This window comes from Microbispora sp. H10885 (assembly GCF_014161415.1).
GTDB lineage: Bacteria > Actinomycetota > Actinomycetes > Streptosporangiales > Streptosporangiaceae > Microbispora > Microbispora triticiradicis.
Genome location: NZ_JABBWY010000001.1, coordinates 620,513 through 646,661 on the forward strand (window position 1 = coordinate 620,513; position 26,149 = coordinate 646,661).

The 26,149-nt window shown below is 71.3% G+C and carries 21 protein-coding genes; 9 read left to right on the forward strand and 12 right to left on the reverse strand.

Annotated features, from left to right (window positions below):
• Positions 1-2: 2 nt before the first annotated feature.
• Complete coding sequence (locus HHX37_RS02775; protein ID WP_220499370.1) at positions 3-1,535, reverse strand: MDR family MFS transporter; 1,533 nt, start codon at positions 1,533-1,535, stop codon at positions 3-5.
• A gap of 159 nt (positions 1,536-1,694) precedes the next feature.
• Here HHX37_RS02775 and HHX37_RS02780 point away from each other — a divergent pair, with 159 nt between their 5' ends.
• The gene (locus HHX37_RS02780; RefSeq protein ID WP_182884393.1) at positions 1,695-2,906 is read left to right on the forward strand and encodes a cytochrome P450; all 1,212 of its coding nucleotides are present in this window, start codon (positions 1,695-1,697) and stop codon (positions 2,904-2,906) included.
• Between the two features lie 65 nt (positions 2,907-2,971).
• Positions 2,972-3,484, forward strand: coding sequence for an NUDIX domain-containing protein (locus HHX37_RS02785; RefSeq protein ID WP_310740244.1), 513 nt, complete (start codon positions 2,972-2,974; stop codon positions 3,482-3,484).
• A gap of 4 nt (positions 3,485-3,488) precedes the next feature.
• Here the strand turns inward: HHX37_RS02785 and HHX37_RS02790 are convergent, their stop codons facing one another.
• The 9 genes from HHX37_RS02790 to wecB form a co-directional block, all read right to left on the reverse strand.
• On the reverse strand, positions 3,489-5,117 hold the full coding sequence (locus HHX37_RS02790; RefSeq protein ID WP_182881955.1) for an ABC-F family ATP-binding cassette domain-containing protein: 1,629 nt from the start codon (positions 5,115-5,117) through the stop codon (positions 3,489-3,491).
• Between the two features lie 13 nt (positions 5,118-5,130).
• On the reverse strand, positions 5,131-5,655 hold the full coding sequence (locus tag HHX37_RS02795; RefSeq protein ID WP_182881956.1) for a DUF1697 domain-containing protein: 525 nt from the start codon (positions 5,653-5,655) through the stop codon (positions 5,131-5,133).
• A gap of 97 nt (positions 5,656-5,752) precedes the next feature.
• Positions 5,753-6,202 (reverse strand): HNH endonuclease signature motif containing protein, encoded by a 450-nt coding sequence (locus HHX37_RS02800; RefSeq protein WP_182884395.1) that lies wholly within the window; start codon positions 6,200-6,202, stop codon positions 5,753-5,755.
• A 495-nt stretch (positions 6,203-6,697) separates the two neighbouring features.
• Positions 6,698-7,543: a DUF222 domain-containing protein gene (locus HHX37_RS02805; protein WP_182884396.1), complete on the reverse strand. Its 846-nt coding sequence runs from the start codon at positions 7,541-7,543 to the stop codon at positions 6,698-6,700.
• A 495-nt stretch (positions 7,544-8,038) separates the two neighbouring features.
• Positions 8,039-8,698, reverse strand: a complete 660-nt coding sequence (locus tag HHX37_RS02810; RefSeq protein ID WP_182884397.1) for a response regulator transcription factor — start codon at positions 8,696-8,698, stop codon at positions 8,039-8,041.
• Complete coding sequence (locus HHX37_RS02815) at positions 8,686-9,960, reverse strand: sensor histidine kinase (protein WP_182884398.1); 1,275 nt, start codon at positions 9,958-9,960, stop codon at positions 8,686-8,688. The genes HHX37_RS02810 and HHX37_RS02815 overlap by 13 nt, the downstream gene beginning before the upstream one ends.
• A 42-nt stretch (positions 9,961-10,002) precedes the next feature.
• The gene (locus HHX37_RS02820) at positions 10,003-10,932 is read right to left on the reverse strand and encodes a CPBP family intramembrane glutamic endopeptidase (RefSeq protein WP_182884399.1); all 930 of its coding nucleotides are present in this window, start codon (positions 10,930-10,932) and stop codon (positions 10,003-10,005) included.
• A gap of 185 nt (positions 10,933-11,117) precedes the next feature.
• Complete coding sequence (locus HHX37_RS02825; protein WP_182884400.1) at positions 11,118-13,187, reverse strand: glycosyltransferase family protein; 2,070 nt, start codon at positions 13,185-13,187, stop codon at positions 11,118-11,120.
• A gap of 88 nt (positions 13,188-13,275) precedes the next feature.
• Complete coding sequence (gene wecB / locus HHX37_RS02830; RefSeq protein WP_182884401.1) at positions 13,276-14,403, reverse strand: non-hydrolyzing UDP-N-acetylglucosamine 2-epimerase; 1,128 nt, start codon at positions 14,401-14,403, stop codon at positions 13,276-13,278.
• 56 nt (positions 14,404-14,459) lie between these two features.
• Here wecB and HHX37_RS02835 point away from each other — a divergent pair, with 56 nt between their 5' ends.
• The 6 genes from HHX37_RS02835 to HHX37_RS02860 all read left to right on the forward strand — a co-directional run bounded on the left by HHX37_RS02835 (position 14,460) and on the right by HHX37_RS02860 (position 22,501).
• Entirely contained in the window at positions 14,460-16,127 is a 1,668-nt protein-coding gene (locus tag HHX37_RS02835; RefSeq protein ID WP_111700356.1) for a glycosyltransferase family 4 protein, read from the forward strand.
• Between the two features lie 98 nt (positions 16,128-16,225).
• A complete protein-coding gene (locus HHX37_RS02840; RefSeq protein ID WP_111700357.1) occupies positions 16,226-17,488 on the forward strand; it encodes a nucleotide sugar dehydrogenase in 1,263 nt (420 codons plus the stop codon).
• 14 nt (positions 17,489-17,502) lie between these two features.
• A complete protein-coding gene (locus HHX37_RS02845; protein ID WP_182872994.1) occupies positions 17,503-18,591 on the forward strand; it encodes a glycosyltransferase in 1,089 nt (362 codons plus the stop codon).
• A gap of 62 nt (positions 18,592-18,653) precedes the next feature.
• A complete protein-coding gene (locus HHX37_RS02850; protein WP_111700358.1) occupies positions 18,654-20,489 on the forward strand; it encodes a DUF4434 domain-containing protein in 1,836 nt (611 codons plus the stop codon).
• 39 nt (positions 20,490-20,528) lie between these two features.
• Positions 20,529-21,203, forward strand: a complete 675-nt coding sequence (locus HHX37_RS02855) for an NUDIX hydrolase (protein WP_111700359.1) — start codon at positions 20,529-20,531, stop codon at positions 21,201-21,203.
• 77 nt (positions 21,204-21,280) lie between these two features.
• A complete protein-coding gene (locus HHX37_RS02860) occupies positions 21,281-22,501 on the forward strand; it encodes an acyltransferase family protein (RefSeq protein WP_182884402.1) in 1,221 nt (406 codons plus the stop codon).
• Here HHX37_RS02860 and HHX37_RS02865 read toward each other — a convergent pair.
• On the reverse strand, positions 22,480-23,145 hold the full coding sequence (locus HHX37_RS02865; protein ID WP_182884403.1) for a polysaccharide deacetylase family protein: 666 nt from the start codon (positions 23,143-23,145) through the stop codon (positions 22,480-22,482). The genes HHX37_RS02860 and HHX37_RS02865 overlap by 22 nt on opposite strands.
• 147 nt (positions 23,146-23,292) lie before the next feature.
• Positions 23,293-25,485 (reverse strand): glycoside hydrolase family 6 protein, encoded by a 2,193-nt coding sequence (locus tag HHX37_RS02870; RefSeq protein ID WP_182884404.1) that lies wholly within the window; start codon positions 25,483-25,485, stop codon positions 23,293-23,295.
• Positions 25,486-25,620: 135 nt separating this feature from the next.
• Here HHX37_RS02870 and HHX37_RS02875 point away from each other — a divergent pair, with 135 nt between their 5' ends.
• Positions 25,621-26,136, forward strand: coding sequence for a hypothetical protein (locus HHX37_RS02875; RefSeq protein WP_182881966.1), 516 nt, complete (start codon positions 25,621-25,623; stop codon positions 26,134-26,136).
• Positions 26,137-26,149: the final 13 nt, after the last annotated feature.

Below are 26,149 nucleotides of genomic sequence, written 5' to 3' on the forward strand. Positions count from 1 at the left end.
GGTCAGTCGAACGACAGCTCCGTCGTACGGCGGGGCATGAGCAGCAGCGCGCCGACGCTGAGCACGGCCACGACGACGAGCGCGATGAAGATGTGGTGGACGGCGTCGTACAGTGCGCCCCGCACGAAGGACGCGGCGGCCGAGTGGGCCGCCGCGCCCTGGGCGTTCAGCACCAGGCTCGTGGCGTCGAGGCTGTCGGGCAGGCGCCCCGCCGCGGAGTCGGCGAGGGAGGCGGGCGGGTGGGCGAAGCGGTCCGACAGCGTCGCGTTGGAGATGGCGCCCAGCATCGCGGCGCCGACCGTGCTGCCGATCGAGCGGGAGAACATGTTCGTCGCGGTGACCACGCCGCGGCGCTCCCAGCCGACGACCGACTGCACGGCGACCATCGTGGGGCTGGCCGACAGCCCGAGGCCGACGCCGACCACGAAGCAGACGGCGGCGACCTGCCAGATCATCGCGTTCCGGCCGAGCAGCGCGCACAGCACGGTACCCGCCACCACCACGACGATCCCGATCAGCGCGGTGTCGCGGAATCCGATGCGCATGTAGAGGCGGCCGGAGAACGTCGCCGCGAGCGGCCAGCCGATGGTGAGCGCGGCCAGGGCGAAGCCCGCCACCAGCGCGCCGGTGCCCAGCACCCCCTGCGCGTACGTCGGGACATACGACGTGAGCCCGATGGTGAGGGCGCCGACGCCGACGGAGACCAGGTTGCCGCCGGTCAGCGTGCGGCGGCGGAAGACCCACAGCGGCAGCACCGGCTCGGCCGCGCGGCGCTCGGCGAGGACGAAGGCGGCGATCAGCAGCACCCCCGCCCCGAAGATCAGCAGGCTGGGCGCCGAGTTCCACTCCCAGGCCACGCCGCCCTCCAGCAGGCCGAGGATGAGCAGCGAGGAACCGCCGGTCAGCAGCACGGCGCCCAGGTAGTCGATCCGGTGGGAGCCGCGCTCGACCCGCTCCTCGAACCGGCGGGCGAGCACCCAGGCGGCCACCGCGCCGAGCGGCAGGTTGATGAAGAAGATCCAGCGCCAGGAGACGTACTCGGAGAAAACGCCGCCGAGCGTCGGGCCGACGACCGCCGAGATGCCCCACACGCTGGCGAGGTAGCCCTGGACCCGGGCCCGTTCCTCGACCGAGTAGAGGTCACCGGCCATCGTGATGCTGATCGGCTGCACCGCTCCGGCGCCGATGCCCTGGATCGCCCGGAACGCGATCAGCGCGGGCATGCTCCAGGCCACCCCGCACAGCACCGACCCGAGCAGGAACGCGGCGATGCCGAAGAACATCACCGGCTTGCGCCCGAAGACGTCGGCCAGCTTGCCGTAGATGGGCACGGTGACGGCCTGGGTGAGCAGGTAGATCGAGAACAACCACGGGAACTGGGAGAACCCGCCGAGGTCGCCGACGACCGAGGGCACCGCGGTCGCGATGATCGTGCTGTCCAGCGCCACCAAGCCGGTGCACAGCATGATGGCGGCGAGGACGGGACCGCGTTCCGACCGTAGCCCGATGCCCTTCGATGTCGTCGTCGTGGTCACGAATGAGACTCCCTCAAGAACGCCCTCGGCACAGCGGTTTCGTCATGCGCAACTGTCACCGTATGGCAGAACATTCCGGGCCTGTTGACGGGCCGGGCGACATTCCGTACGTTCCGCGTAGGCCGCCCCCCGGGCGCCCCAGACCGGGAAGGGGTTGCGATGGCCACCGAGCCGAGTCCAAGCGGGGGGCCGGACATCGTGCCGGGTCCGCTCGCCACGCCGTCGCCGGAACTCGCCCGCAGGCGCGAGTCGGGGCCGCTGGAGCCGGCGACCATGCCCAGCGGCGACCGCGTCCCGATGGTCGTCCGGTACGAGGACGTCCGCGCCCTGCTGGCCTCGCCCACATCCAGCCGCAATCTCCGCCTTCCCGGGTTGCCGCGGTTCGTGAGCGGCGTCGGCATCGACGACGACCCGGACGCGCTGGTCAACCAGGACCCGCCGGAGCACACGCGGTACCGCCGGATCATGCACGGCACCTTCACTCCGCGCCAGATCGAGCCGTGGCGGCCCCGCATCGCGAAGATCGCCGAGGATCTCCTCGACGGCCTGGGCGACGACTTCGACCTGGTCCAGGGATACGCGCTGCGGCTACCCGCCCATGTCATCTGCGAGATGCTCGGCGTGCCGATCGACGACTACGAGCAGTTCGTCCGGTGGACGGACATGTTCCTGACCACCTCCACGGCCGACGGGCAGGTGCGCCAGGAGGCCTACACCGACTTCATGGCCTACGCCGCCGAACTGGTCGCCCGGCATCGCCTCTCGCCCGGGCAGGACCTCATCGACCTGCTCATCCAGGCCAGGGACGAAGGCGACCGGCTGTCGGAGGGCGAACTCGTCAACACCGTCTTCTCCCTGATCACGGCCGGGTACGAGACGACGGCCTCGATGATCGCCCGTGGCGTGTTCCGATTGCTGCTGCACCGGAGCCAGTGGGACGAACTGGTCGCGGACCCCGCCCTGACGGCCACCGCCGTCGAGGAGGTCCTGCGCTTCGACGGGCCGCCCGCCAACGCCTTCATGCGCCGCGTCACCGCGGACACCGACCTGCCCAGCGGCCCGCTGAGCGCGGGGACGGTCGTCATGCCGAACCTGAACGCCGCCAACCACGACCCGCGGGCGTTTCCCGAGCCCGGCCGGTTCGACATCCACCGCTTCACCGGCCACCCGCCCAACCCGCATGTGGCGTTCGGGTACGGCCCGCACCGCTGCCTGGCCGCCAGCCTCGCCAGGGTCGAGCTCACCGAGGCGTTCAGAGCCCTGGTCACCCGGCGCCCGAACCTCCGCCTGGCCACTCCGCCCGAGTCGGTGAAGTGGGCCGACGGCCTGGTCCTGCGGCCGGTCGCCCTGCACGTCACCTCGGAGGGATGAGACGGTTCCCGGCGCGGCACCGATCCGTGATCAACGTCGGGCCGGCCGGTGCTACCCTCGCGAGCGTGGCGATCAGGAACTCCCACTGCTCCTTCTGCGGAGCGGCCTACGCGCCCGGCCTGCCCTGGCCGAGGACCTGCCAGGAGTGCGGCAACACCGGCTATCTCAACCCCCTGCCGGTCGCGGTCCTGGTGCTTCCGGTGGACGGTGCGCGTACGTCTGGCCTTCTCGTGGTCCGCCGGACGGTCGAGCCGCACCGCGGCCTGCTCGCCCTCCCCGGCGGCTTCATCGACATCGGCGAGTCCTGGCAGCAGGCCGCCGTACGGGAGGTCCGCGAGGAGACGGGCGTCGTCGTCGACGCGGCCGGAGTGCGGCTGTTCGACGTGCTCAGCGCGCCCGACGGCACCGTGCTGATCTTCGGCCTCGGGCCGCGCACAGCCGCGGACGCCCTCCCGCCGGTCGTCCCCACCGCGGAGACCAGCGAGTGGCTGGTGATCGACGCCCCTCAGGAGCTGGCGTTCCCGCTCCACACGCAGGTCGTGGCCCGCTACTTCGGCCGTGAGGCTCCGCAGCCGTAGCGGTTCAGTCTTCGCGGACCCGGCCGGACTCGACGACGACCCGGCGCGTCGTGTGGACGGCCTTCAGCATGCGCCGGTCGTGGGTGACGAGCAGCAGGGTCCCCGTGTACGAGGCGAGCGCCGACTCCAGCTGCTCGATCGCGGGAAGGTCGAGATGGTTGGTGGGCTCGTCCAGGACGAGCAGGTTGACCCCACGGGCCTGGAGGAGAGCGAGCGCCGCCCTCGTGCGCTCACCGGGTGACAGCGTGGCCGCCGGGCGCAGCACGTGGTCGGCGCGCAGGCCGAACTTGGCCAGCAGCGTGCGGACGTCGGCGGGCGGCAGGTCGACGAGCGCGCCGAACGCGTCGAGCAGCGGCTCGTCGCCTTCGAAGAGGGCGCGGGCCTGGTCGACCTCGCCGACGACCACCCCGGGGCCGAGCGTCGCCGTCCCCTCGTCCGGGGTTACCCGGCCGAGCAACACGCCGAGCAGGGTGGTCTTGCCCGAGCCGTTCGCGCCGGTGATCGCGACCCGGTCGGCCCAGTCGATCTGCAGGTCGACGGGCCCGAGCGTGAAGGCGCCACGTCGCGTGACCGCGCCGCGCAGCGTCGCGACGACGGCCCCGGAGCGGGGCGCGGCGGCGATCTCCATCCGCAGCTCCCACTCCTTGCGCGGCTCCTCGACGACCTCCAGCCGCTCGATCATCCGCTCGGTCTGCCGGGCCTTGGCCGCCTGCTTCTCCGTCGCCTCGGTGCGGAACTTCCGCCCCAGCTTGTCGCCGTCGGTGGCCTTACGGCGCGCGTTCTTGACGCCCTTCTCCATCCAGGCGCGCTGGCCCCTGGCCCGGGCCTCCAGCGAAGACCTGGTGTCGGCGTACTCCTCGTACTGCTCGCGTGCGTGCCTGCGGGCGACCTCGCGCTCCTCCAGGTAGGCGTCGTACCCGCCGCCGTACGCGCGCACCTGCCGCTGGGCGAGGTCGAGCTCGACCACCCTGTTCACCGTGCGGGCGAGGAACTCGCGGTCGTGACTGACGACCACGGTCCCGGCGCGCAGTCCCGTCACGAAGCGTTCGAGCCGGTCCAGGCCGTCGAGGTCGAGGTCGTTGGTGGGCTCGTCGAGCAGGAACACGTCGTAACGGCTGAGCAGCAGCGCGGCCAGCCCCACCCGGGCCGCCTGCCCGCCGGACAGGGACGCCATCTCCTGCTCCGTGCCGACCGTGAGCCCGAGGTCGGCGGCCACCTCGGCGGTCCGCTCCTCCAAGTCGGCGCCGCCGAGGGCGAGCCAGCGATCGAGGGCCTCGGAGTACGCGTCGCCGGGATCGCCGCCGACGAGCGCCTCGGTCGCCGCGTCGAGGGCCCGCTGTGCGGCGGCGACCCCGGTACGGCGGGCGAGGAAGGCGGCGACCGTCTCCCCGGGCCGCCGTTCGGGCTCCTGCGGCAGATGACCGACGTTGGCGGCAGGCGGGCTGAGCCGTACGCTGCCGTGCTCGGGGGCGTCGAGGCCGGCCAGCAGGCGCAGCAGCGTCGACTTGCCCGCGCCGTTCACCCCCACCAGCCCCACGACGTCCCCGGGCGCGACGACCAGATCGAGATCCGTGAACAGGACGCGGTCGCCGTGCCCGGCGGCGAGTTCCTTCGCGACAAGAGTGGCGCTCATCAGGACACCGACCCTACTGGGTGGCGAGCGAGAGCAGGCGGGTGACCGTGTTCCAGTTGCGCATGGTCGCCGGGCCGGTCGCATGCTTCTCCAGCAGCGGCGGCAGCTTGGGACGCCGCAGTCCGTCGGGGAAGTAGACGTAGAGCTCCCGCTCGCCGATCCGCATCTCCTCCGGGGCGTACGCCGCCGGCTCTATGCTCGCCAGCCCTTCCCGGTCCGGCGGCCGGGCCAGGAAGACCACGGCGAACCGCGCGGGGTCCCTGACCTCCAGGGGATTGCGCTCCACCACGCCGCGAAGCTCCTCAGCAGTACGGAGGATCACCGTTGTGGACAGGCCGAGCTCCTCCTGGAGCCCGCGCTCGATCGCGGCGGCGATCGAATCGGCGTCACCGCCGGCCGTGAACAGGGCGTTTCCACTGCGCAGGTGCGTACGCACGTCCCCGTACCCGAGGCGGTCGAGCAGCGCCCTGAGATCGGCCATCGCCACCGCGGTGGCGGGATTGACGTTGATACCGCGCAACAGCGCTACGTAACGCATCGCATCGCCTCCTTCCGGCGGGAGACTATCCCCCGATCATGTCAACAACCGTCAGGTATCAGGCCGCGACGCCGGCAGCCATCGCCCCCTTCTCCCGTCATGTCCTCGCTCGCCGGGTGGTGCGGGGGTTGCGGTAGGTGAAGGCCCAGCGGTCGTCGCCGATCTTGCGGCGGGTGTAGCGGGCCGGGTGGCGGTAGCGGTCGCGGTTGTGGAACTGGCACGCCGGCCCCAGCAGCTTGAGGTCGGTCAGCCCGCCGCTGCACCAGTCCTCGGCGTGGTCGACCTGGCACATCGTGGCCGGCAGCGGGCAGCCGTCCACCCAGCAGGTCGCATACCGCGCGAAGACCGCCCGCCGCTGCGCCGGGGTCGCCAGACGGACCTTGCGGCCCATGTCCAGCACCTGCCCGGCGGCGTTCATCACGATCCGGACCAGGGTGCTGGTGCGAGCGAGCCGGTGCACCCTGGAGGCGGGCAGCAGATGCCCGGTCGCCAGGATCAACCCCGGCAACCCCCGCAACCACACCCCCGGCGGACTGTTGCCCCCCAACCCTGGAGGAGAGTCGGCTCCCGCCCCCGCCCAGGACTCACCTCCCAGCCGGGCGTCGCTTCCAGGCCGGGCGTCGCTTCCAGGCCGGGCGTCGCTTCCAGGCCGGGCGTCGCTTCCAGGCCGGGCGTCGTTTCCGGCCAGGCGTCAGCTCCCGGCCAGGTGTCGCTGCCGTGTTCCGCACCCGGCGGAGTGTCGGCTCCCGCCCTCGACATCCCGTGCGGCGCCTCACCCGGCATGAAGGCATGCCGGTAGTCCCCTGCCGTGCAGTCGTCGGCAGGGCGGTCACCGGCAGGGCGGTCCTCATCGGGACAGCCGGACGCACGTCGGTTTCCAGTGCAGTTCCCGCCGCCACGCGGCTCGGCGTGCTCGTCGCCGTGGGCCGAGTGGGAGTGCGGTTCGGCGACGTTCGGGCTGCCCGTGGCCGAGCAATCCTTATCGGGACGCTCGTCGCCGCAGGTGGGAGCATCCACGCCAGGGTCCCGGCTGACAGGCGCGTCACCAGTGCTCGTCGCCCGGCATCGGCGCATCGCTCCCGAACCGGTCACCGTCACACTCGGGTATGTCGCTTTCGCAGCGCCCGCTGTCACGCCCCCGAGCATCACCGGCGTGTGGTTCGCTGCCGGGAGCCGTCGCGGGGTCGTCGGGGAGGGATTCGGCGTTGACGAGCACCAGAAGCTCGGTGACGATCTTGCTTTCCAGGAACGCGATGAACGCGTCCGCGTTTCGCACGCTCGGGGTGCGGTCGTCGCCCTCGGCCTTCGGCTTGGCGTAGACGTCGAGCCAGTGCTGCAGCCGCGCGGCGGCTTCCACCGGGAGGTAGAACTCTCCCTCCAGCCCGCCGTTCCTGCGCAGCCGCACCCGGAAGAACCGGCGGTCGAAGTCGGCCTGCTCGTCCTTCTCGTGGCCGTCGGGGTCCAGCACCGCGCGCATATATCGCCCCGCCTTGGCCACCTCCGCCGCACCCGCCGACCCGGCCAACTGCAGCAAGATCCGCTCGGCGGTGGAGGCCTGGTCGTCGGTCAGCCCGGAGGTGGCGGTGCAGATCGCCTCCACGATCCCCTCGGGCAAGCTGCCCTCCGCGAACAGGCGGCGCACCTCGTGCAGGCGGACCAGCTCCATGCTCATCGTCAGCAACCGGCCTGCTCCCGCAGGGGTCATCCCCCCAGCGGAACGCAACCACAACTTGGTGGAGGCATGCCCATGGCTCTTCGCCTCCCCGGCCCGATGGACACGCCCGACCCGGGCAGCCAACGCGCTGGTGATGCGGTCGCGGGCCGACAGCAACTCCTCGGCCTCGGCCAGACACACCTCAGGTGCCTCGGGCACTGGAACGAGCGCCACCGCCCGAGCCGCCTCAGCAAGCGCCGCTACCGCCACCCATGACGACGACACCGCGCCAAAAGCGCCACCACGAGGACCGTCGGAAGCACCGCCGAAGGCACCGTCAGAAGCAGCACCGGCAGCGCCACCAGGAACGTCACCGGACGCACCACTGGCATCCCGATGCCGGTCACAGCCCGCATCGCTCCCATCGGTGCCGGAAGGAGGGCCGTCGATGATCCTGGCCCACCAGGGATCAGCCGGAGGACGGGGCGCTGACGCGTCGAACGTCGGAGACTCCATGCGCCCCTCCTCCCACCACTCCTGCAATTCGAACTCTTGCCCTAATTCTTTCATCACTCTCTGTATAGAACAAGCTATCGAGGTGATTACTTGGAGTCACAGCCAGTGGAGGTGCGGGTCCCCTCAGGCGGCCCTCTCAACCGGGGCGTACATGATGACCACCGGTCCCATCAGGCAGACGCCGCAACGCCGGGGTGCGGCGTGTGTACGACGTCAGCCGCGGCGCTGGGTCTCTTCCAGGTAGCGCAGGACGGCTGTGACCCTCCGGTCCGCCCGGTCGGTGGGCGCCAGGTCGAGTTTGGCGAAGATGCTGCGAATGTGCTTGTGGACGGCGCCTTCGCTCACGAAGAGCCGTTCGGAGATGGCGGTGTTGCCCAGTCCCTCGGCCATCAGGGCGAGCACGTCGAATTCCCGGGCGGTCAGCCGTTCCAGCCCGCTGTCGGTGCGGGTGCGCGTGAGCAACTGCGCGACGACCTCGGGGTCTATGGCCGTGCCTCCCGCGGCCACCCGGTGCAGGGCGTCGAGGAACTGGTCGACGCGGCCGACTCTCTCCTTGAGCAGGTATCCGAGCCGGTCGGTTCCGCCGGCGAGCAGCTCGGTGGCGAACGCCTGCTCGACGTAGGCGGACAGCACGAGCACCGCAAGGCCGGGCTGACGGCGCCTGGCCTCGACCGCCGCGGTGATGCCCTCGTCGGTGTGGGTCGGAGGCATCCGGACGTCGACGATGGCCACGTCGGGCCGGTGGGCGTCGACGGCCGCCAGGAAGGAGTCCGGGGATTCGGTCGTGGCCACGACGTCCAAGGACTCCGCGCGCAGCAGCAGCGCGACGCCTTCACGCAGCAGCGGATCGTCCTCGGCTATCACGATCCGCATGACAACTCCACTTCGAGTGCGGTCGGCCCGCCGGGCGGGCTGGTCAGGGTGAGACGGCCGTCGTGCGCCTCGACCCGGCTGCGGATGCCGGTGAGCCCGGAGCCGTGCCGTTCGTCCGCGCCGCCGACGCCGTCATCCTCGATCCGCAGGGACAACCGGTCGCCTTCACGCCGTACGGTCACCGTGGCGTGCCGGGCCCGGCTGTGCTTGGAGATGTTGGTGAGTGCCTCGGCGGTCACGAAATAGGCGGTGGCCTCGATGGATGCGGGGCACCTGCCGAGCGCGTCGACGTCGACCCGGCAGGGCACACCGCAGTTCGCCGCGAGCCCGGCGAGCGCACCGGCGAGTCCCCGGTCGGCCAGCACAGGGGGCAGGATGCCGCGGACGACCGTACGGAGCTCGGCCAGCGCGTGCTCGGCGGTCTCCTGGGCGCGTTCGAGCATGTCCTCCGCGTCCGGCCGGTCACGGGCCAGCGCGCGGCGGGCCGCGCCGAGCATCACGGTGACCGCGACCAGCCGGTTCTGCGCCCCGTCGTGCAGCGAGCGTTCGATCCGCCGCAACTCCGCGGCGTGGGCGTCCAGTGCCGCCGCGCGAGTGGCCGACAGCTCCGCGATCCGCAGGGACAGGTCGACGTCGGCGGTGGGCGCCAGCAGCCGGCGTCCCGGCCACGCCTGCAACCGGGCCATTCCCGTCCCGAGCACCAGGAAGCAGGCGGCCATTCCCACGCCGAGGATCGCGACCGCCATAGCGCCGGCGTCGTCGATCACGTCCCAGAACACCAGGGTCGGGGTGGGATCCTCCGCGGGCAGCGCCCGCCACCACAGCGGATACGTGATGTTCTGCACGGCGTTCAGCACTATGGTCAACCCGGCCACGCCGAGGAACAGGCCCAGCGTGCCGTGCGCGAGGATCCAGCACAGCTCCCGCCGTACGGCCGGATCGGCGAGCGCGGCGCGTGCGCCGGCCGGCGCGGGCCCCAAACGGACGATCTCCGGACCCCAGCGGGACAACCGGTCACGCTCGCGCTCGGCGGCGGACCGTACGACACGCGGCACGGTGGGCAGCAGGAGCAGGCCCACACCGATCACACAGGTCAGTCCGGCCACGACGAGCCACACCAGAGCGGCGAGCGCCAGCAGCGCCGTGCCGAGGCCGCCGACGAGATGTTCGAACGCGCCGAAGACGTCACGGGCGCGTGCGGCGACACCCCTCCGATCGTTTCGCCGGGTGTCGGCCGGTTCCGCCTGGTGTGCCGCCATCATGCACCCCCTTGTGGGCCAGAGTGCTTGGAACAGGACATCCCTTCAGCTCTGCCGGGCGAGCTCCGGCACGGGTTCCTCGACCGGACGGTAGCCGAGACGGCCGCGGGTCGCGATGAGCAGCAGGATCGCCGCCGTGGTGGCCGCGAGCAGGGTGACATGGCTCGCCTGCTCGGCGGTGGCGATCGACGGGAACATCTCCCCATAGGGGAGCGACATGAAGTTGTTGACGCTCACGTGCAGCAGCATGACCAGCGGCAGGCTCTGACCGGTCCGGTTGAACATCCAGGTGACGACCACGCTGAAGGCGCAGCAGAAGGCGACGAACTCGCCGACTCTCATCATGGTGACGTCCGGCCACCCACCCCACTCGCTCAGGAACAGCGGCAGATGCCAGACGCCCCACAGCAGGCCGAGGATGGCGGTGGCGCCCAGCGGGCCGAATCTGCGCTGCATGCGGGGCAGGGCGAAGTCACGCCAGCCGGGTTCCTCGGCGAGACCGGTGGTGACCATCTGGATCAGCAGGCTGGGCAGGTAGGCGACCAGCACCGCGACGGGCGGCACGTGGATGTCCTCGCCGGAGAGCGCGAGAGAGGCGGCGATGATGGCGGCGGGGACGCCGAGGACGGCCACGAGATACCAGACCCAGCCGACCCGCCACTTGGTCATCCTCCGCAGCCACCGGCGGACGCCTTCCTTGCCGTCCGCGACCCTGGTCACGATGTACGCGGCGAAGATGGGGCCGAGATAGGCGCCGGGCAGCACCCCGGCGAGCTGCGTGCTGCCGAGTAACTGGGGGAAGGCGAAGTCCCAGACCGCCAGGCCGGTCGCCGAGAGGATGTAGGGCACCCAGGCGACCCAGCTCATCAGGTTGGCCAGGACGAAGAAGCTGATCAGCGGATGGTTGCGGATGAAGCCCCTAACCCCGCTCCGACTCGTGTACCGCTCGGCCTCCGGCCGGCTGTCGACTGCCATTTCACTCTCTCCTGTGGGAGTGCTCGACTGACAGTGATCAGCACACCAGCCGCGGGCCCTCCCGGTCGCTCCCGCGTACACCCCAATGGGGGTACAGCCAGGGGTACCAAGGAGAGAACGACCAGTTCATAGCGTCGGCCGGGAGGCGGCGTGAGGGCCGCGGCCCTCACGCCGGACAAGTACGTTCAGATGAGCACGTGCGGCTCGGGGTTGCCGGCGAAGCAGAACTGGGCGTTGCGGGTCAGCTTGTAGTCCGCGGCCTGCCAGGTGTGGGCGGTGGCGTCGGAGCCGCGCATGTAGATGAAGTTGTAGCGGTCGGCCGAGTAGATCCGTACGCCCTCTTCCTTGCAGCGCCGTACGAGCCGGGTGTCCTCGCCCGCGTTGACCGGCTCGAACGGGAACGCGCGCAGCAGGTCGGTCCTGGCCAGGATCGTCGCCCCCTGGATCAGGTGGGCGTAGCGGTGCTCCAGCCCGGGCAGGCGGAAGATCGTGACGTTCTGGTCGGGGAAGTAGGTGTAGTGGGCGCCCTTGCCGACCATCTCGGCGTCGGCGTAGTCGAAGGAACGGACCAGGTCGGACAGGTAGTGCTCGCCGTAGATGTTGTCGTCGTCCATCTTCGAGATCAGCTCGCCGTCGGCGTGGGCGATGCCGTGGTTGAGCACCTCGCCGAGCGTCCAGGACGGGTCGGCGGTGAGCACCTTCACGGCCGGGATGCCCGCCGCGAGCGCCTTGTCGCGCACGACCGCCGGGTCCTCCGACAGGCCGTGCATGACCAGCACGAGCTCCAGGTCGCGGTGCCGCTGCCGGGCCACCTGGGTGATCGCGTGCTCGAGCTGGCCGGCCCGGTTGGTCGGCAGCACGACGGAGATCGACCGCGAGCGCGACACGACCGGCAGGCCGAGGTCGGTGAGGATCTGGTCGACCCGGTGGGAGAACAGGTGCTTGTCGAACACCTCGCGCATCGCCAGGTGTCCCTGCCGGGCCCGCAGCTCCGGGCTGTTGATGAAGTAGATCGCCCGGTTGTACGCCTCCTCCTGCGAGTGCGCGACCGGGATCAGCGGGCCGAACGTCTCCTCGATGGCCCGCGACCAGCCCGACAGCACGGTGGTCGAGCAGGCCGACAGCTCGAAGACGCGCCGGGCGCACATGGTCGGGGAGTCGATCACCGAGTTCACGTTCAGGAAGACCTTGTACATCTTGTACGCGGCCAGCATCTGCTCGTACGGCAGTTCGCCGGCGATGTGGGGGCGGTACTCCTCCGGCCAGGCGTACTTGTCGGCCACCGTGCCGTTCCTGGCGAAGATGTGCAGGCCGAGCGGGCGTACGGGCGCGAGGATGGTCTCCATCTGCTCGCGCCGCTCGGGGTGCTTGTCGCGGAAGTACATGCCGGCGAAGACGACGTCGTACGGCCGGCCCTGCTTGGTCTGGATCGGGTTGTGGATCCGCGGCTGGGCGGCGAACTGCAGCACGCCGACACGGTCATGACCCAGCATCTCGCGATATTTCGGGATCATGTCGCCGTCGCACGTGTACACGTGGTCGAACAGCTTGGCCGTCTCGATGAAGAAGTCGAAGTTGGGCGGGTCCTCCTTGTTCCAGAAGACCGTGGGGATGCCCTCCTCCCGGCACCAGGCGATCAGGTCGCGCAACTCCTGCTTGGGCGCGTTGGTCCCGGTCATCTGGTAGCGCCAGCGGCCCTGGTTGCCGTGCCAGGCCGACTCGCAGAACAGCATCTCCGGACGCCGCTCCGCGAAGATCTCCCGCCAGTCCTGCAGGCCGAACTCGATCTGGTCCCACTCGTACCTGAACGCCATGCGGGAGAAGTCGTCGAGGATCACCGCGACGCGCATGTCGGGCCGTACGACAGGGCCGTCGGGCCACTGGAGGGTCGGGATCTTGACCTCGGGACCCCGCGCCTCGGCCGCGGCGGCGACCTCGATCGCGGACGGCGGCGCCTTCGGCGCCTTCCTGCCGTCCTTCATCGCCTTGCTGAGGTCGCGCGGCAGCCGGACGATCTTCTTGGGCTTGGCCGCGTTCGTCAGCACCTGCGCGACCCGGTACGGCTTCTGGGTCTGGGTGGCCTGGAGCCGCCAGAGCGCGTAGTCGGCGCGGGCCTCCTGGTAGGCGAGCCGGTTCTCCAGGTCGCGGATGCGCGCCTCGTACTGCTCGACGTGCTTGCGCTCCTCGGGCAGCCAGTTCACCGGCCCCAGCCGCTGGAAACGCGGCTCTTCAGGAGTCTCGTCGGTCTCAGCCATGCTTCCCCCTCAAGGAAGAGCCATCGTACGGCTGTCGCCGCCGCCTTTATGCCGAAATAGGTGATTCAGCCTCGCAGCTAGCTTCCTGCTAGCGCGCCCGGCCTTTGGCGGAGGGGGAGAGGTTGTCACCGCGGAGCCAGGCGTCGATGACGCGGGCGATCCTCGGCCCGGCGGCGCCGTCCCAGAGCGGCGGCAGTTCCCCGCTGGGGGTGGCGGCGCCGTCCGCGAGCGCCTTCGACGCGGCGGCGGGCAGCGACGCCGGGGTCACGAGCCGGTTCGTCCCGTGCGTCACGGTGATCGGCCGCTCGGTGTTGGGCCGTACGGTCAGGCACGGGACGCCCAGCATGGTCGTCTCCTCCTGCACGCCGCCGGAGTCGGTCACCACCAGGGCGGCGCCCCGGACCAGGGACAGGAAGTCCACGTAACCCAGCGGGTCCACGATCCGCAGTCCGTCGCGATCGACCAGGCCGGCCTCCGCGAGGCGCTGCCGGCCGCGGGGGTGCAGCGGCACGATCACCGGCACCTGCTCGGCCACCCCGAGTACCGCGTCGACCAGTTCGCGGGCGGCCTCGGGGTCGTCCACGTTCGCCGGGCGGTGCAGCGTCGCCACCGCGTACCGCCCGGAGATGCCGAGGCGCTCCTGTACGGGCGCGGGGTCGAGCGAGGGCAGCGCGGCGAACAGGCTGTCGATCATCGGGTTGCCGACGAGGTGCACCTTCGCCGGGTCCACGCCCTCGTTGGCGAGGTGCGCCAGCGCGTCCGGCGAGGTGGCGAAGAGCAGGTCCGACAGCGCGTCGGTGACGATCCGGTTGACCTCCTCCGGCATCCCCCGGTCGAAGGAGCGCAGGCCCGCCTCGACGTGCGCGGTCGGCACGCCCAGCTTGGCGCAGACCAGGATCGCCGCGAGCGTGGAGTTCACGTCGCCGTAGACGACCACGAGCGCCGGACGGTGCTCCAGGACGACGTCCTCAAGCCCGGTGAGGAGTGCCGCCGTCTGCCGCGCGTGGGTGCCGCTGCCGACGCCGAGGTTCGCGATCGGCTCGGGCAGCCCGAGGTCGGCGAAGAACACGTCCGACATCAGCGCGTCGTAGTGCTGACCCGTGTGGATGATGCCCTGCCGGACGCCGAGCGCGGCCAGTCCTTTGACGACGGGCGCCGCCTTGACGAAGTTGGGCCGGGCGCCCAAAACGTGCAGGACGAGGGGCTGGTCTCTCATCTACCTCGCCTTTCACCTAACCCTGAGACAAACGTTGCCTATGGTACGGTCGCGCCGTGGAAACCGAGGCCAACAAGCCCGTAAAGGTCGTGTCCGCCGCGTCCGCGAAGGCCGGTCTCGGCGGCTTCCTCCGGGGGTTCGCGCGGAACCCGATCCTCGTCTCCCGCATCGTCGCCAGCAAGGCCAAGTCTGACCCGATGCGGATCGCCCAGGCGGCCGCCGACGCGATGCCGGCCGGGGTGCGCCCGTTCGTCGGCCGCGTCGCCTGGCCCGCCGCCCGCTTCGTCAAGGTCCGTACGCGCAAGATCCTTCAGCGGGCGGCGAAGGGCCCGCTGAAGGAGGCGAAGGCGCACTTCGACGCCGGGCGGATGTCCGAGTCGGTCCGGGTGCTCCAGGCGCAGGCCCGATGGCCGTTCGTCCGCCGCAGGATCGCCTACTACGAGGGCGAGCTCGCGGCGCTGGGCCCGGACCCGATCCCGCCGAAGCCCAAGGTCATCATGGGCGAGCGGGTGCCCGGCCGGGTGCTGCACATGGTCACCAACGCGCTGCCGTACACGCAGGCGGGATACACCGTGCGCACCCACCGCATCGTCACCGCGCAGCGGGCGGCCGGGCTCGACCCGCACGTCGTGACGAGCTGGGGCTGGCCGATGCTCCAGGGGCACACCGACGCCGAGCCGTACGAGGAGATCGACGGGGTCCCCTACTACCGGCTGCTGCCCAAGGACGACGTGCCGTTCGAGACGCAGGGCCGGATGATCCGCGGCGCCGCGGACGTGTCGGAGCTGGTCCGCACCCTCCGCCCGCAGGTCCTGCACGCGGCCACCGACCACCGCAACGGCTCCGTCGCGCTCGCCGTCCGCGAGCGGACGAACACCCCCTTCGTGTACGAGGTGCGCGGCTTCCTGGAGGAGACCTGGGTCTCCCGGGACCCGGCCCGGGTCGGCAGCGAGCGGCACGTCCTCCAGCGGGAGCGGGAGGCGCGCATCATGCGCGAGGCCGACGCGGTCGTCACGCTCGCCGAGACCATGGCCACCGAGATCATGGAGCGCGGCGTCCCCCGGGAGCGCATCTTCCTCGCGCCCAACGCGGTGGACGACTCCCTGCTGACCGCCGACTACGACGGCGAGGCGTTCCGCGAGAGCTACGGCGTGGGCCGCGGCGAGATCGTCGTGGGCTCGGTGTCGAGCATCGTGGGCTACGAGGGCTTCGCCACCCTGCTGGACGCCGCCGCGCTGCTGCGTGACGCCGGGACGCCGGTGCGGGTGCTGCTCGTCGGCGACGGCGCGGAGCGGCCCGCGCTGCTCGAACAGGTCGAGCGGCTCGGCCTCAGGGACGCGATCCTGCCCGGCCGGGTCGGCCCGGACGAGGCGCTGCAGGCCCAGGCCGCCATCGACATCTTCGTCTGCCCACGCGAGGACCTGCGCGTCTGCCGCCTGGTCACGCCGCTGAAGCCGGTCGAGGCGATGGCGCTGGGCAAGCCGGTCGTGCTCAGCGACCTGCCCGCGCTGTCGGAGCTCGTCGGCGGCGAGGGCGCCGGTCTGCTGGTGCCGCCAGGAGACCCGGCCGCGCTCGCCAAGGGGCTGGCCGCGCTGCGCGACGATCCGGAGCGCCGCCGGGTCATGGGCGAGGCCGGGAAGGCCGAGGTCGCCGCGCACCGGACCTGGAGCAGCCTGGCCCGGACCTACCGGGGGATCTACCAGTCGCTGACCGAAACCCGGTAAAACGCACGAAGTCCGATGTGTTGCATCAGGCGTGCCTGGTGCCGAGTTGAGATAACCTTTGCCACCATGAAGTGTTGTTTCCGCCCTCAGGCCGTATCGTGACTGCCTTCGATCTCACGATCATCGGGCTTGGATACGTGGGCATGCCGCTGGCCAAGGAGGCCACGGCGGCCGGTCTGCGGGTGGCTGGTCTGGACGTCGACCCCCGCAAGGTGGACGCGCTCAACGCCGGCCGCTCCTACATCGACGACCTGACGGACGCCGACCTCGACGCGATGCTCGCGGCGGGTTTCACCGCCACGCTGGACGCGTCGGTGCTGTCGCGGTCGAGCACGATCGTCATCTGCGTCCCGACGCCGCTGGACGAGGACCACCGTCCCGACCTGTCGGCCGTCGAGGGCGCCACCCGGGCCGTGGCCGAGCGCCTTCAGGCGGGCACGCTCGTCGTGCTGGAGTCCACCACGTGGCCCGGCACCACCGACGAGCTCGTACGGCCGATCCTGGAGGAGTCGGGGCTCACCGCGGGCGACGACTTCCACCTGGCGTTCTCGCCGGAGCGGATCGACCCGGGCAACCCGAAGTTCGGCCTGCGCAACACTCCCAAGGTCGTCGGCGGCTACACCGCGGCCTGCAAGGAGCGGGCGGTCGCCTTCTACGCCCGGTTCGTCGAGCGGGTCGTGCCGGTCAGCGGCACCCGCGAGGCGGAGATGGCCAAGCTTCTGGAGAACACCTACCGGCACGTCAACATCGCCCTCGTCAACGAGATGGCGATCTTCTGCGACGAGCTCGGGGTGAACCTCTGGGAGTCCATCGAGGCGGCCTCCACCAAGCCCTTCGGCTACCAGAAGTTCCTGCCCGGCCCCGGCGTCGGCGGGCACTGCATCCCCGTCGACCCCTCGTACCTGTCGTACACGGTGCGGAAGCTCGGCTATCCCTTCCGATTCGTCGAGCTCGCTCAGGAGATCAACGAGCGGATGCCGTCGTACGTCGTGGCCCGGGTGCAGCGGCTGCTCAACCGGGCCCGCAAGCCGGTGAACGGCTCGCGCGTGCTGCTCCTCGGCGTGACGTACAAACCGGATATCGCCGACGAGCGGGAGACGCCCGCGATCCCGGTGGCCGAGGCGCTGCTGGAGCTGGGCGCGGAGCTGTCGTTCTGCGACCCGTACGTGAAGGAATGGTCGGTCGAGGGCAGGGCGATCCCCCGCGAGGAGGACCTGTCGTCGGCCGTGGCCGCCGCGGACGTGGTGGTCCTGTTGCAGCAGCACGCGGCGTTCGACCTGGACGTGGTGGAGGACCAGGCCCTTCTCGTCCTGGACACTCGTGGCGTGCTCGCCACGAGCGAACGCGTCGAGCGGCTGTAGGAAGGGTCCGCGCCGTGCACGTGCTCGTCATGACGGTGGTGCATCACCCCGAGGACGCCCGGATCCTGCACCGGCAGATCCGGGCACTCGTCGATGCCGGTCATGAGGTCACGTACGCCGCGCCGTACACCGCGCGGGGAGTCGTGCCGCGCTCGTGGGTGACCGGAGTCGACCTGCCGAGGGCCGCCGAGCGGCGCCGCCTGTCGGCGGTGCGGGCGGCCCGCAAGCTCTTCAAGAGCATGCGCGGGAAGGTCGACCTGGCGCTCATCCACGACCCCGAGCTGCTGTTCGCCGTCGCCGGGGTGCGCAAGAGCCCGCCGGTGGTCTGGGACGTCCACGAGGACACCCCCGCGACGCTGTCGCTCAAGCCGTGGCTGCCGGCGTTCCTGCGCCCGCCGACGCGGTTCCTCGCCCGGCTCCTGGAGGGCACCGCCGAGCGCCGGATGCACCTGCTCCTGGCCGAGGCGGCGTACGCGGGCCGGTTCAGGCAGCGGCACCTGGTGGTGCCGAACGAGACCTGGGTGCCCGACAGCGTCAGCCCGCCCGGCGACGACCGGGTGGTCTACCTGGGCTGGCTGTCGGAGGCCCGCGGCGTGCAGGAGGCCGTCGAGGTGGCCCGCCTGCTCCAGCCGCACCGGGTGGCCGTGGAGCTGATCGGCTACGCCGACCCGCAGAGCAGGCCGCTGCTCAACGAGGCGGTCGCGCAGGGCGTGCTGGAGTGGCGCGACTTCATGCCGAACGACGAGGCGCTCAAGCGGCTCGACGGCGCGCTCGCCGGGCTGTCGCTGCTGCACGACGAGCCCAACTACCGCCACTCCATGCCCACGAAGATCGTGGAGTACATGGCCCACGGCATCCCGGTCATCACCACCCCCTCGCCCCGGGCCGTCGAGCTCGTGGAGCGTTACCAGTGCGGCATGGTGGTCCCGTGGCGGGACCCGCAGGCGGTGGCGCGCGCGGTGCTCCAGCTCAGGGACAACCCGTTCGAACGGCGCGGCACCGGCGGGCGCGGCTACGCCGCCGCGCGGGCGCATCACCACTGGCCCAACTCGGCGCGTCGTTTCGTCGACCAGCTGGAAGCGTGGGCCGGCGTCAAGAGCTGAAGCCCCGGTGAACACTTCGGCGTGACAAGTTCGACGAACGACGGGCGGGTAGTGTCCTGAAAGTGCGCTGGCTCACCTTCATCCTGGGTGTGGCGATCCTCGCGGGTGTCGCGTCCGTCGTGATCGTCCTGCGGGACGGGAGCTCCGATCCCGGCGCCGCCGGGGCCGGGCGGACCCTCTCCGCGGCGACCGAGAGCCCCAGCCCGTCCCCCGCGCACAGCGAGTTCACCGACCCCTGTGGCACGTTCGACACCGCCGCGGCCACGCCGTACGCCGTGCGGGGGTACTGGCTCATCCCGACCTCGGACCCGTGCACCTGGCGGCGTCAGCTCCAGGCCATCCACCGCCTCGGCGGGGACACCGTCGTGCGCCTCGGCTTCGGCCTGTCGCCGCGCCAGACCGACGACGACGGGCAGGTGCTCCAGCCGGTGGACGACAAGGATCGGGAGAAGACCCCGCCGCCCGACAAGCGGTACGCCGTCTGCGTGGAGAGCGGGCTCAGCTGCATGAAGGCGGCGGAGCAGGAGCTCCGGGCCGCCAACCCCGGCAACCGCATCAGCTGGACGTACGTCTACCGCACCGACGAGCAGTTCGGGCCTGGCATCTTCCGCTGCCCGCAGGTGGAACGGAAGATCGTCGTGAACGGCGACGTCTTCTACCGGCTCATCGCCCCCGAGGACGGCTCGGACGACCCCACCTGCGACTTCACCACCAAGGGGCGGGCCTACCACCTGATCCTCGTCTCGGCGGGCGAGCAGGACAGTCTCAGCGAACTGCTCGACCTCGGCGACCGGTTCGGCATCAGGGTCTTCCCCGCGCTGCCCCTCGCGCCGCGCGACCCGGCCGAGTCCACCCGCGCCGACCCCCGGCACATCGGCACGCTCACCACGCTGACCCGGCGGATCCTGCAGGACTACGGCAACCGCTTCGGCGACCGTCAGTCGCTGGGCGGCGTCTACCAGCCGTTCGAGCTGCAGCTCAGGGACTGGCCCGACCCGGGCAAGGTCCAGACGCTCCAGGTGTACGCCGAGCAGCACCGGATCGTCGAGCAGGAGCTGCCCGGCAAGCCCATCCTGGTCAGCCCGTACATCGACAGCCGCAGGCGGCTGAAGTACACCTCCACGCCGGCGCAGGTCGCCGCGGGCTTCAAGGCCCTCGCCCGGACCGGGGTGGAGATCATCGCCCCGCAGGACGGCCGGGGCACGGGCAAGGTCGGCCTGTTCTGGCCCAACTGGAAGAACAAGCCGGTGGACGACCGCCTCAAGCCGGTCGTCGGCGAGAGCACCTACGCCACGGCTTACTACGGCGGCACCCGGGACTACTACCGCGAGATGTCCAAGGCGCGGGCGGAGCTGGCCGAGGAGGGCGTGGAGGTGGAGCTGTGGGCCAACGTCGAGGCCTTCGAGCCGTCCTCCACCGAGAACTGCGGCCGTCAGGGAACTCGGGGCAGGACCGACAAGCCCCGGCTCGACACCCAGGTCACGCTGGCCGGGCCGTACGTCTCGAAGATCATCTCGTACATGTGGAGTGACTTCTTCACCTGCGGCTCGCCGTCGCTGTCGGAGGAGATCGCGGAGGACTGGGACCGGCCGATCCCGGTGGAGGCGCAGCGGCGCGAACGGCAGATCCAGGACGGCCTGGAGATCCGCGGCTACCACCTCGGCGACGCGAAGGTCACGCTGAGCTGGCCGGGGCTGGACACCCCCAGGGTCGTCGACTCGGCGACGGTCGGCTGGCACGACGGCACGCCGATCCCGGGGCTTCCCGCGGGCACCGAGCAGATCTGGATCCCGGTGGACTGGGCGACGGTGCCCGGCGGCGTGTGGGTGCGGGTGGAGGTCACCTCCGCCGACGGCCGTAAGTCGGCGGAGCCCGTCTACTACCACAACACCGGCTGAGACACCGGGCAACCGGTCGCGTACTGATAGCGTTCGCTCATGATCCCGCGCATCCCGGTCAGCGTGGATCTCGTCGTGCTCACCGTCAGGTCCCAGCAGCTGAGCGCCCTCGTCTGGCGGCGCGACCGGCCGCCGTACGAGGGCAGGTGGGCGCTCTCCGGCGGCTTCATCAAGCTGGAGGAGGACCTGCCGGCCGCCGCGGCCCGGGTGCTCGCCGAGCGGGCGGGCCTGCCCGGCGCTCCCGTCCATCTGGAGCAGTTGCAGACCTACGGCTACCCGGACCGCGACCCCCGTCAGCGGGTGGTCAGCGTCGCCTACCTCGGCCTCGCCCCCGACCTGCCCGCGTCCACCGAGGCCCACATGAGCTGGCAGCCGGTGGCGGAGTTGACGGAGATGGCCTTCGACCATCGCAGGATCATGCTCGACGGCGTGGAGCGGGCGCGGAGCAAGCTGGAGTACACCTCGCTCGGCGCCGCCTTCTGCCCGCCGGAGTTCACCGTCGCGGAGCTGCGCCGCGTGTACGAGATCGTCTGGGGCCGCCCGCTCGATCCCCGAAACTTCCACCGGAAGGTCACCAAGACCGAGGGCTTCCTGGTGCCCACCGGACGCACGACGACCCGGGACGGCGGCCGGCCCGCCATGCTGCACCGTCGCGGCCCCGCCGTGCTGCTGCATCCCCCGATGCTCCGCGCCGGCGCCGCCGCCCCCCAATAGCCGCACAGTAGCCGCGCGGTGGCTGCCACGACCTGATCGTCCGCCTCACAGGGATCTTTCAGGATATATTCCGGCCTATGCTCGCTGCGGCCCCACGCGTCGCCCCCGACGCGCCGGCCATCCTCCGCGGACCGTCGCGGCTGCGCGTCCTCGACCTCCTGCGGTTCTGCGCGGCTCTCGGCGTCGTCCTGTTCCACTTCGGCGAGACCCGCGCGTGGGGCACCCCGAACGCCTTCCCGGCCCTGAGCGCGGTGACCATGTTCGGCGTGTACGGCGTGCGGTTGTTCTTCCTCATCAGCGGGTTCGTGATCCTGATGAGCGCGTGGGGCCGTACGTCCGGGCACTTCGCGGCGTCGCGGATCGCCCGGCTCTACCCGGCGTACTGGGCGAGCGTGCTCGTCCTCGGCGCGCTGGCCGTCGCCGGGCTCATCACGGACCACCGGCCGACGTTCGCCGAGCTGCTGGCCAACCTGACCATGCTGCAGCACGGCCTGCGGGTGCGGGACCTGGAGATCGTCTACTGGACGCTCTGGCAGGAGCTCGTCTTCTATGTGCTCGTCGCGTGCTTCGCCGCGGTCGGCATCACCTACCGCCGCTGCCTGGCGTTCCTCGGCGGCTGGGTCTTCCTGCTCGTCATCGCCGAGCGGGTGGACGCCGACCTCCTCCAGGCGGTGCTGCTGCCGTTCAGCGCGCCGTACTTCATCGCGGGCATGGCGTTGTTCCTGATCCACCGCTTCGGCGGGTCGATGTTCCCCTGGCTGTTCGTCGGGGCGGGGTGGGCGCTCGCGATCGTGTCGGTGCTGGGGGAGAAGCTCCCGGCGGTCGACCGGTTCGGCCCGGCACTGGGGTCCGCGCTCGTCGTCGGCGTGATCTCACTGATCTTCCTGGTGATGGTCGCGGTCGCCGTCGGCGCGCTCGACCGGCTCGACTGGCGGTGGCTGACCGCGCTCGGCGCGCTGACCTACCCCCTGTACCTCTTCCACCACCACGTGGGGTTCCTGCTCATCCAGGCGTTGCACGGGCCGCTCGGCAACCGGCTCGCCCTGCCCGTCGTCACCGCCGCGGTGCTCGCCGTCGCGTACGCCGTGCACCGGCTGGTGGAGCGGCCCCTGCAGCCCCGCCTGCGGGCGGCCCTGGAGCGGTCGCTCACGGCGGACGCCGCGGCCGCGGTCCCCGTCCCGCCGATGCCGACGCCGGTGCAGGCACCGATGCAGACGCCGATGGAGACGCCGATGGAGACGCAGGCACCGGCGCCGCTCGCGGAGGCGCCGGCCGCCTACTTGCCGCGGGGCGGGTAGATCTCGCCCCCGCGCAGCGTCCGGCCCTGCAGCAGGGTCGTCAGGGTGACGAACTTGTAGTGCTGCTTCTCCAGCTTGCTCAGCACGCCCGGCATCGCCTTGACCGTCTCCGGGACGATGTCGTGCAGCAGGATGACGCCGTCGCGCTTGGCGAGCTTCAGCGTCCGCGCGGCGATCACCTTCGTGTTCCTGGCCTGCCAGTCGAGCGTGGACCCCGTCCAGAGGATCTGGGGCAGGCCGAGTTGCGCCGTGAGCCCGGAGATGCGGGCGTTCGTCGCGCCGTTCGGCGGGCGCATGATCTCCGGCTTCCTGCCGATCGTCTCGAAGATGACGTCCGAGGTGCTGGTGAGCTCGCTGAGCACCTCCTCGTCGGGCAGCTTGGTCAGGTCGGGGTGGTTCCAGGTGTGGTTGCCGATCTCGTGCCCCTCCCGCACGATCCGCTGGGTGAGCTCGGGGCGGTTGGCCACCTTCCGGCCGAGCAGGAAGAACGTGGCCTTGGCCTTGTGCTTCTTCAGCGTGTCGAGCAGCGCCGGCGTGTAGGGCCACGGGCCGTCGTCGAAGGTGAGCGCGATGCACTTGTACCGGGCGCAGTACGGCTTCGCCGCCTTCACCGTCTGCACGGCCGCCACCGTTTTCACCGCCACCGTTTTCACCGACACCGGGGCCGAGGCGGCCGAGGTGGGGACGGCGCAGACGCCCGCCACGCAGACACCGGCCAACGAGATTCTGACTTTCCGCCACATGTCGCGGGATCTTAGTGAATATCGGCAGAGAGGGTAATCAGACCTTCGTCAGAGCGGCGGGACGGCGTCCTTGGCCCGCTGGAGGGCGAGCTCGGGCCACCACTGGCCGCCGTACGGCGTGACCATGCCGTACACCGGGTCGGCGGAGCCGCTCTCGCCACGGGTGCACCGGGCGTCGGAGACCCCGGCCGGTCGCACCCACAGGTACGCGTCCACGAGCGCGCTGCCGGTGTCGGTGGTCGGCCGCGCCCCGGCGCCGCGTCCCGGGGGGTTGCACCACTCCTGGGGGTCCTTGTACCTGCCCTCCGGCGGAGTCCACGCGCCCCTGCCGTTCCTGCTCGTGTCGACGACGAAGTGCGGCAGCCCGCCCGTGCCCCCGTCCGTGTCCCCGCTCGTCCCGGCGTCGGCGCAGGTGCCGCTCCCCGACGACTTGATCTTGACGCAGGCGGCGAGGCGGGTGCCGTACGCGACGAGCGAGCCGGTCTCCTGGTAGCCGGCGGCGTTGAGGTAGAAGCCGTCGGCCCGGGCGATGCCCGCCTCGACCAGCCGCGTCGCCATGACCTCGGGTGACGGCCAGCCCTCCAGGCTGCCGTCGAGGTAGACGGCGGTGTTCGGCAGCGCGCCGAGCCGTTCGACCGCCGAGGAGAGCATCCGCAGCCTGGCCCGCTGGTCGGCGGCGTTCCCGAGCGAGCACTCCGGCGAGCCCGGCAGCTCCGTGAGGCTGTTGGGCTCCAGCACGAACACCGCCCTGCGGTCGCCGACGGCCGAGGCGACGGCGTCGATCCAGGCGAGGTACTGCGCCGAGCCGGCCGCGCCGCCCTCGTTGCACGCGTGCAGCGGGAGGTCGTCGGTGACGAAGACCGGCACGGCGTCCTGCCGCGCGGCGGCCCCGAGCGCGGCGCTCGCCGTACGGCCCGCCTGGGCGGCGCTCGGTCCGGTCAGCCACACGGCCCTCGGCACCGCGGCCAGCTTCCGCATCGTCTCGGCGTCCTCGCCGCGCCCCGCTGCCGCCCAGGCCTCCGCCTGGCGCGCCTCGTCGCCCGCCGGGTCGGCGTAGAGCCGTACGTCCGGTTCGCGCAGCGGGTTGCCCGAGCCCGCGCCGCGAGCCGTCGTGCCCGTAGGGGCGGGGGTGGGGGCGGGGGTGGTGTACCCGGCGGGGCTCCCGGACGCCGCCAGGGGTTTCCCCGGCGTCCCGGACGACGGCTTCTCCGACGACGTGAACCGGACGGCGACGAAGATCCCCGCCGAGACCAGGACGGCGGCCACGACGGTCGCGATCCCGAGTCTGACGCCGCCGGTGAGGCCGGGCCGGGACGGCCGGCCGGCCGCGTCTCCGGCGACCGTCGGCGCCCCGGTGACCGTCGCCGCCGGTGCGGCCGGCTCGGCTGTCGCGACCGGAGCGGCCGGTGCGATCAGCTCGACCGGCTCGTGGCCGGTCAGCATCTCGACGAGGCGCTGCGCCGTGGGGCGCCGGGCCGGCTCCTTCGCCAGCGCCAGGTCGACGATCGACCGCAGCCGGGGTTCGAGCCCCGAGATCTGCGGAGACTCGTGGAGCACCCGGTAGAGGATGCTCGGGATCGACCCGCCGCTGAACGGCGCCTGCCCGGAGGCGGTGTACGCCACCAGGGCGCCCCAGCCGAAGATGTCGGAGGCCGGGGTCAGCCGGTCGCCCTTCGCCTGCTCGGGCGACATGAAGGACGGCGTCCCGGCGACGATGCCGCTCAGGTCCGCCGTGTTGTCGGTGACCTGGGCGATGCCGAAGTCGATGACCTTGGGGCCGACCGGCGACAGCAGCACGTTCGACGGCTTGAGGTCGCGGTGGATCACCCCCGCGCTGTGGATCGCCTGCAGGGCCACGGCCACGTTCACCGCGACCGCCTCCAGGCTCGATCCCGACAGCGGCCCGCGGTCCCGTACGACCTCCTGGAGGGTGGGGCCGGGGACGTACTCGGTGGCGAGGTAGGCGACGTCGCCGTCCAGCCCGGCGCCGATGACGGCGGCGGTGCAGAAGCGGGCGACCCGCTGCGCGGCGGCCACCTCCCGCTGGAACCGGCGCCGGAAACCGGGGTCGGCCGCCCACTGCGGGTGGATCACCTTGACGGCGGCCTCCCGGCCCTCGTCGTCCCGGCCGAGATACACCGTGCCCATGCCGCCCTGACCGAGCCGCCCGAGAATGTGGAACGGCCCGATGCGCCGGGGATCGTCGTATCGCGGTCCGCCGCTCTCAGCGCCGTTCGTCATGCTTTTCCCCGATCGCCGGTTCAGGCGCGATCCTAACTAATATCGGCGTCCGAAAGGGGCGTACAGCGGGCGTCAAGCGCATTGAAAGCGGCCTGCGACAAAGTGAGCGCAACAACAGAGGAAAGGAACCCCGCAATGGCGCTCACCCGCTCCCTGGCCGGCATCACGCTGGCGGCCGGCATCTTCGCTCTCGCCCCGCTCGCCACCGCCACCGCCGCCGAGGCCGCCACCACGCAGGCCGGCACTCAGGCCACCGCCGCCCAGGCCGCCTTCAAGCCCTGGGGCCCGTACTTCGCGGTGGGCTCGAAGGCCAAGGTGAGCGGTTCGCTGACGGCCGCGGCCAAGGACGACCCCAGCGTGCCCGCGCCGTGGGTCAAGGTCTCCGGCAGCGTCGTCGACCGGACCCGTTCCTCGTCCTCCTGCGGCTGGGCGCTCTTCCGCGTCAGCTGGTTCGACTCCTCCAACACGCCGCACCTGGCCTACCGCAACTACCGCACCTGCTCGTACAACGTGAAGAAGAAGTTCGCCTTCACGATGAAGAACGTCGGGGAGGTCGAGCTCAAGGTCTGCTCCGAGGGCAAGGCCGCCAAGCCGTCGCTCAACTGCCAGTACGCCGGCACCTGGAAGACGCTGTACGCCTACTACAAGTAGAGCCTCCCCGGGT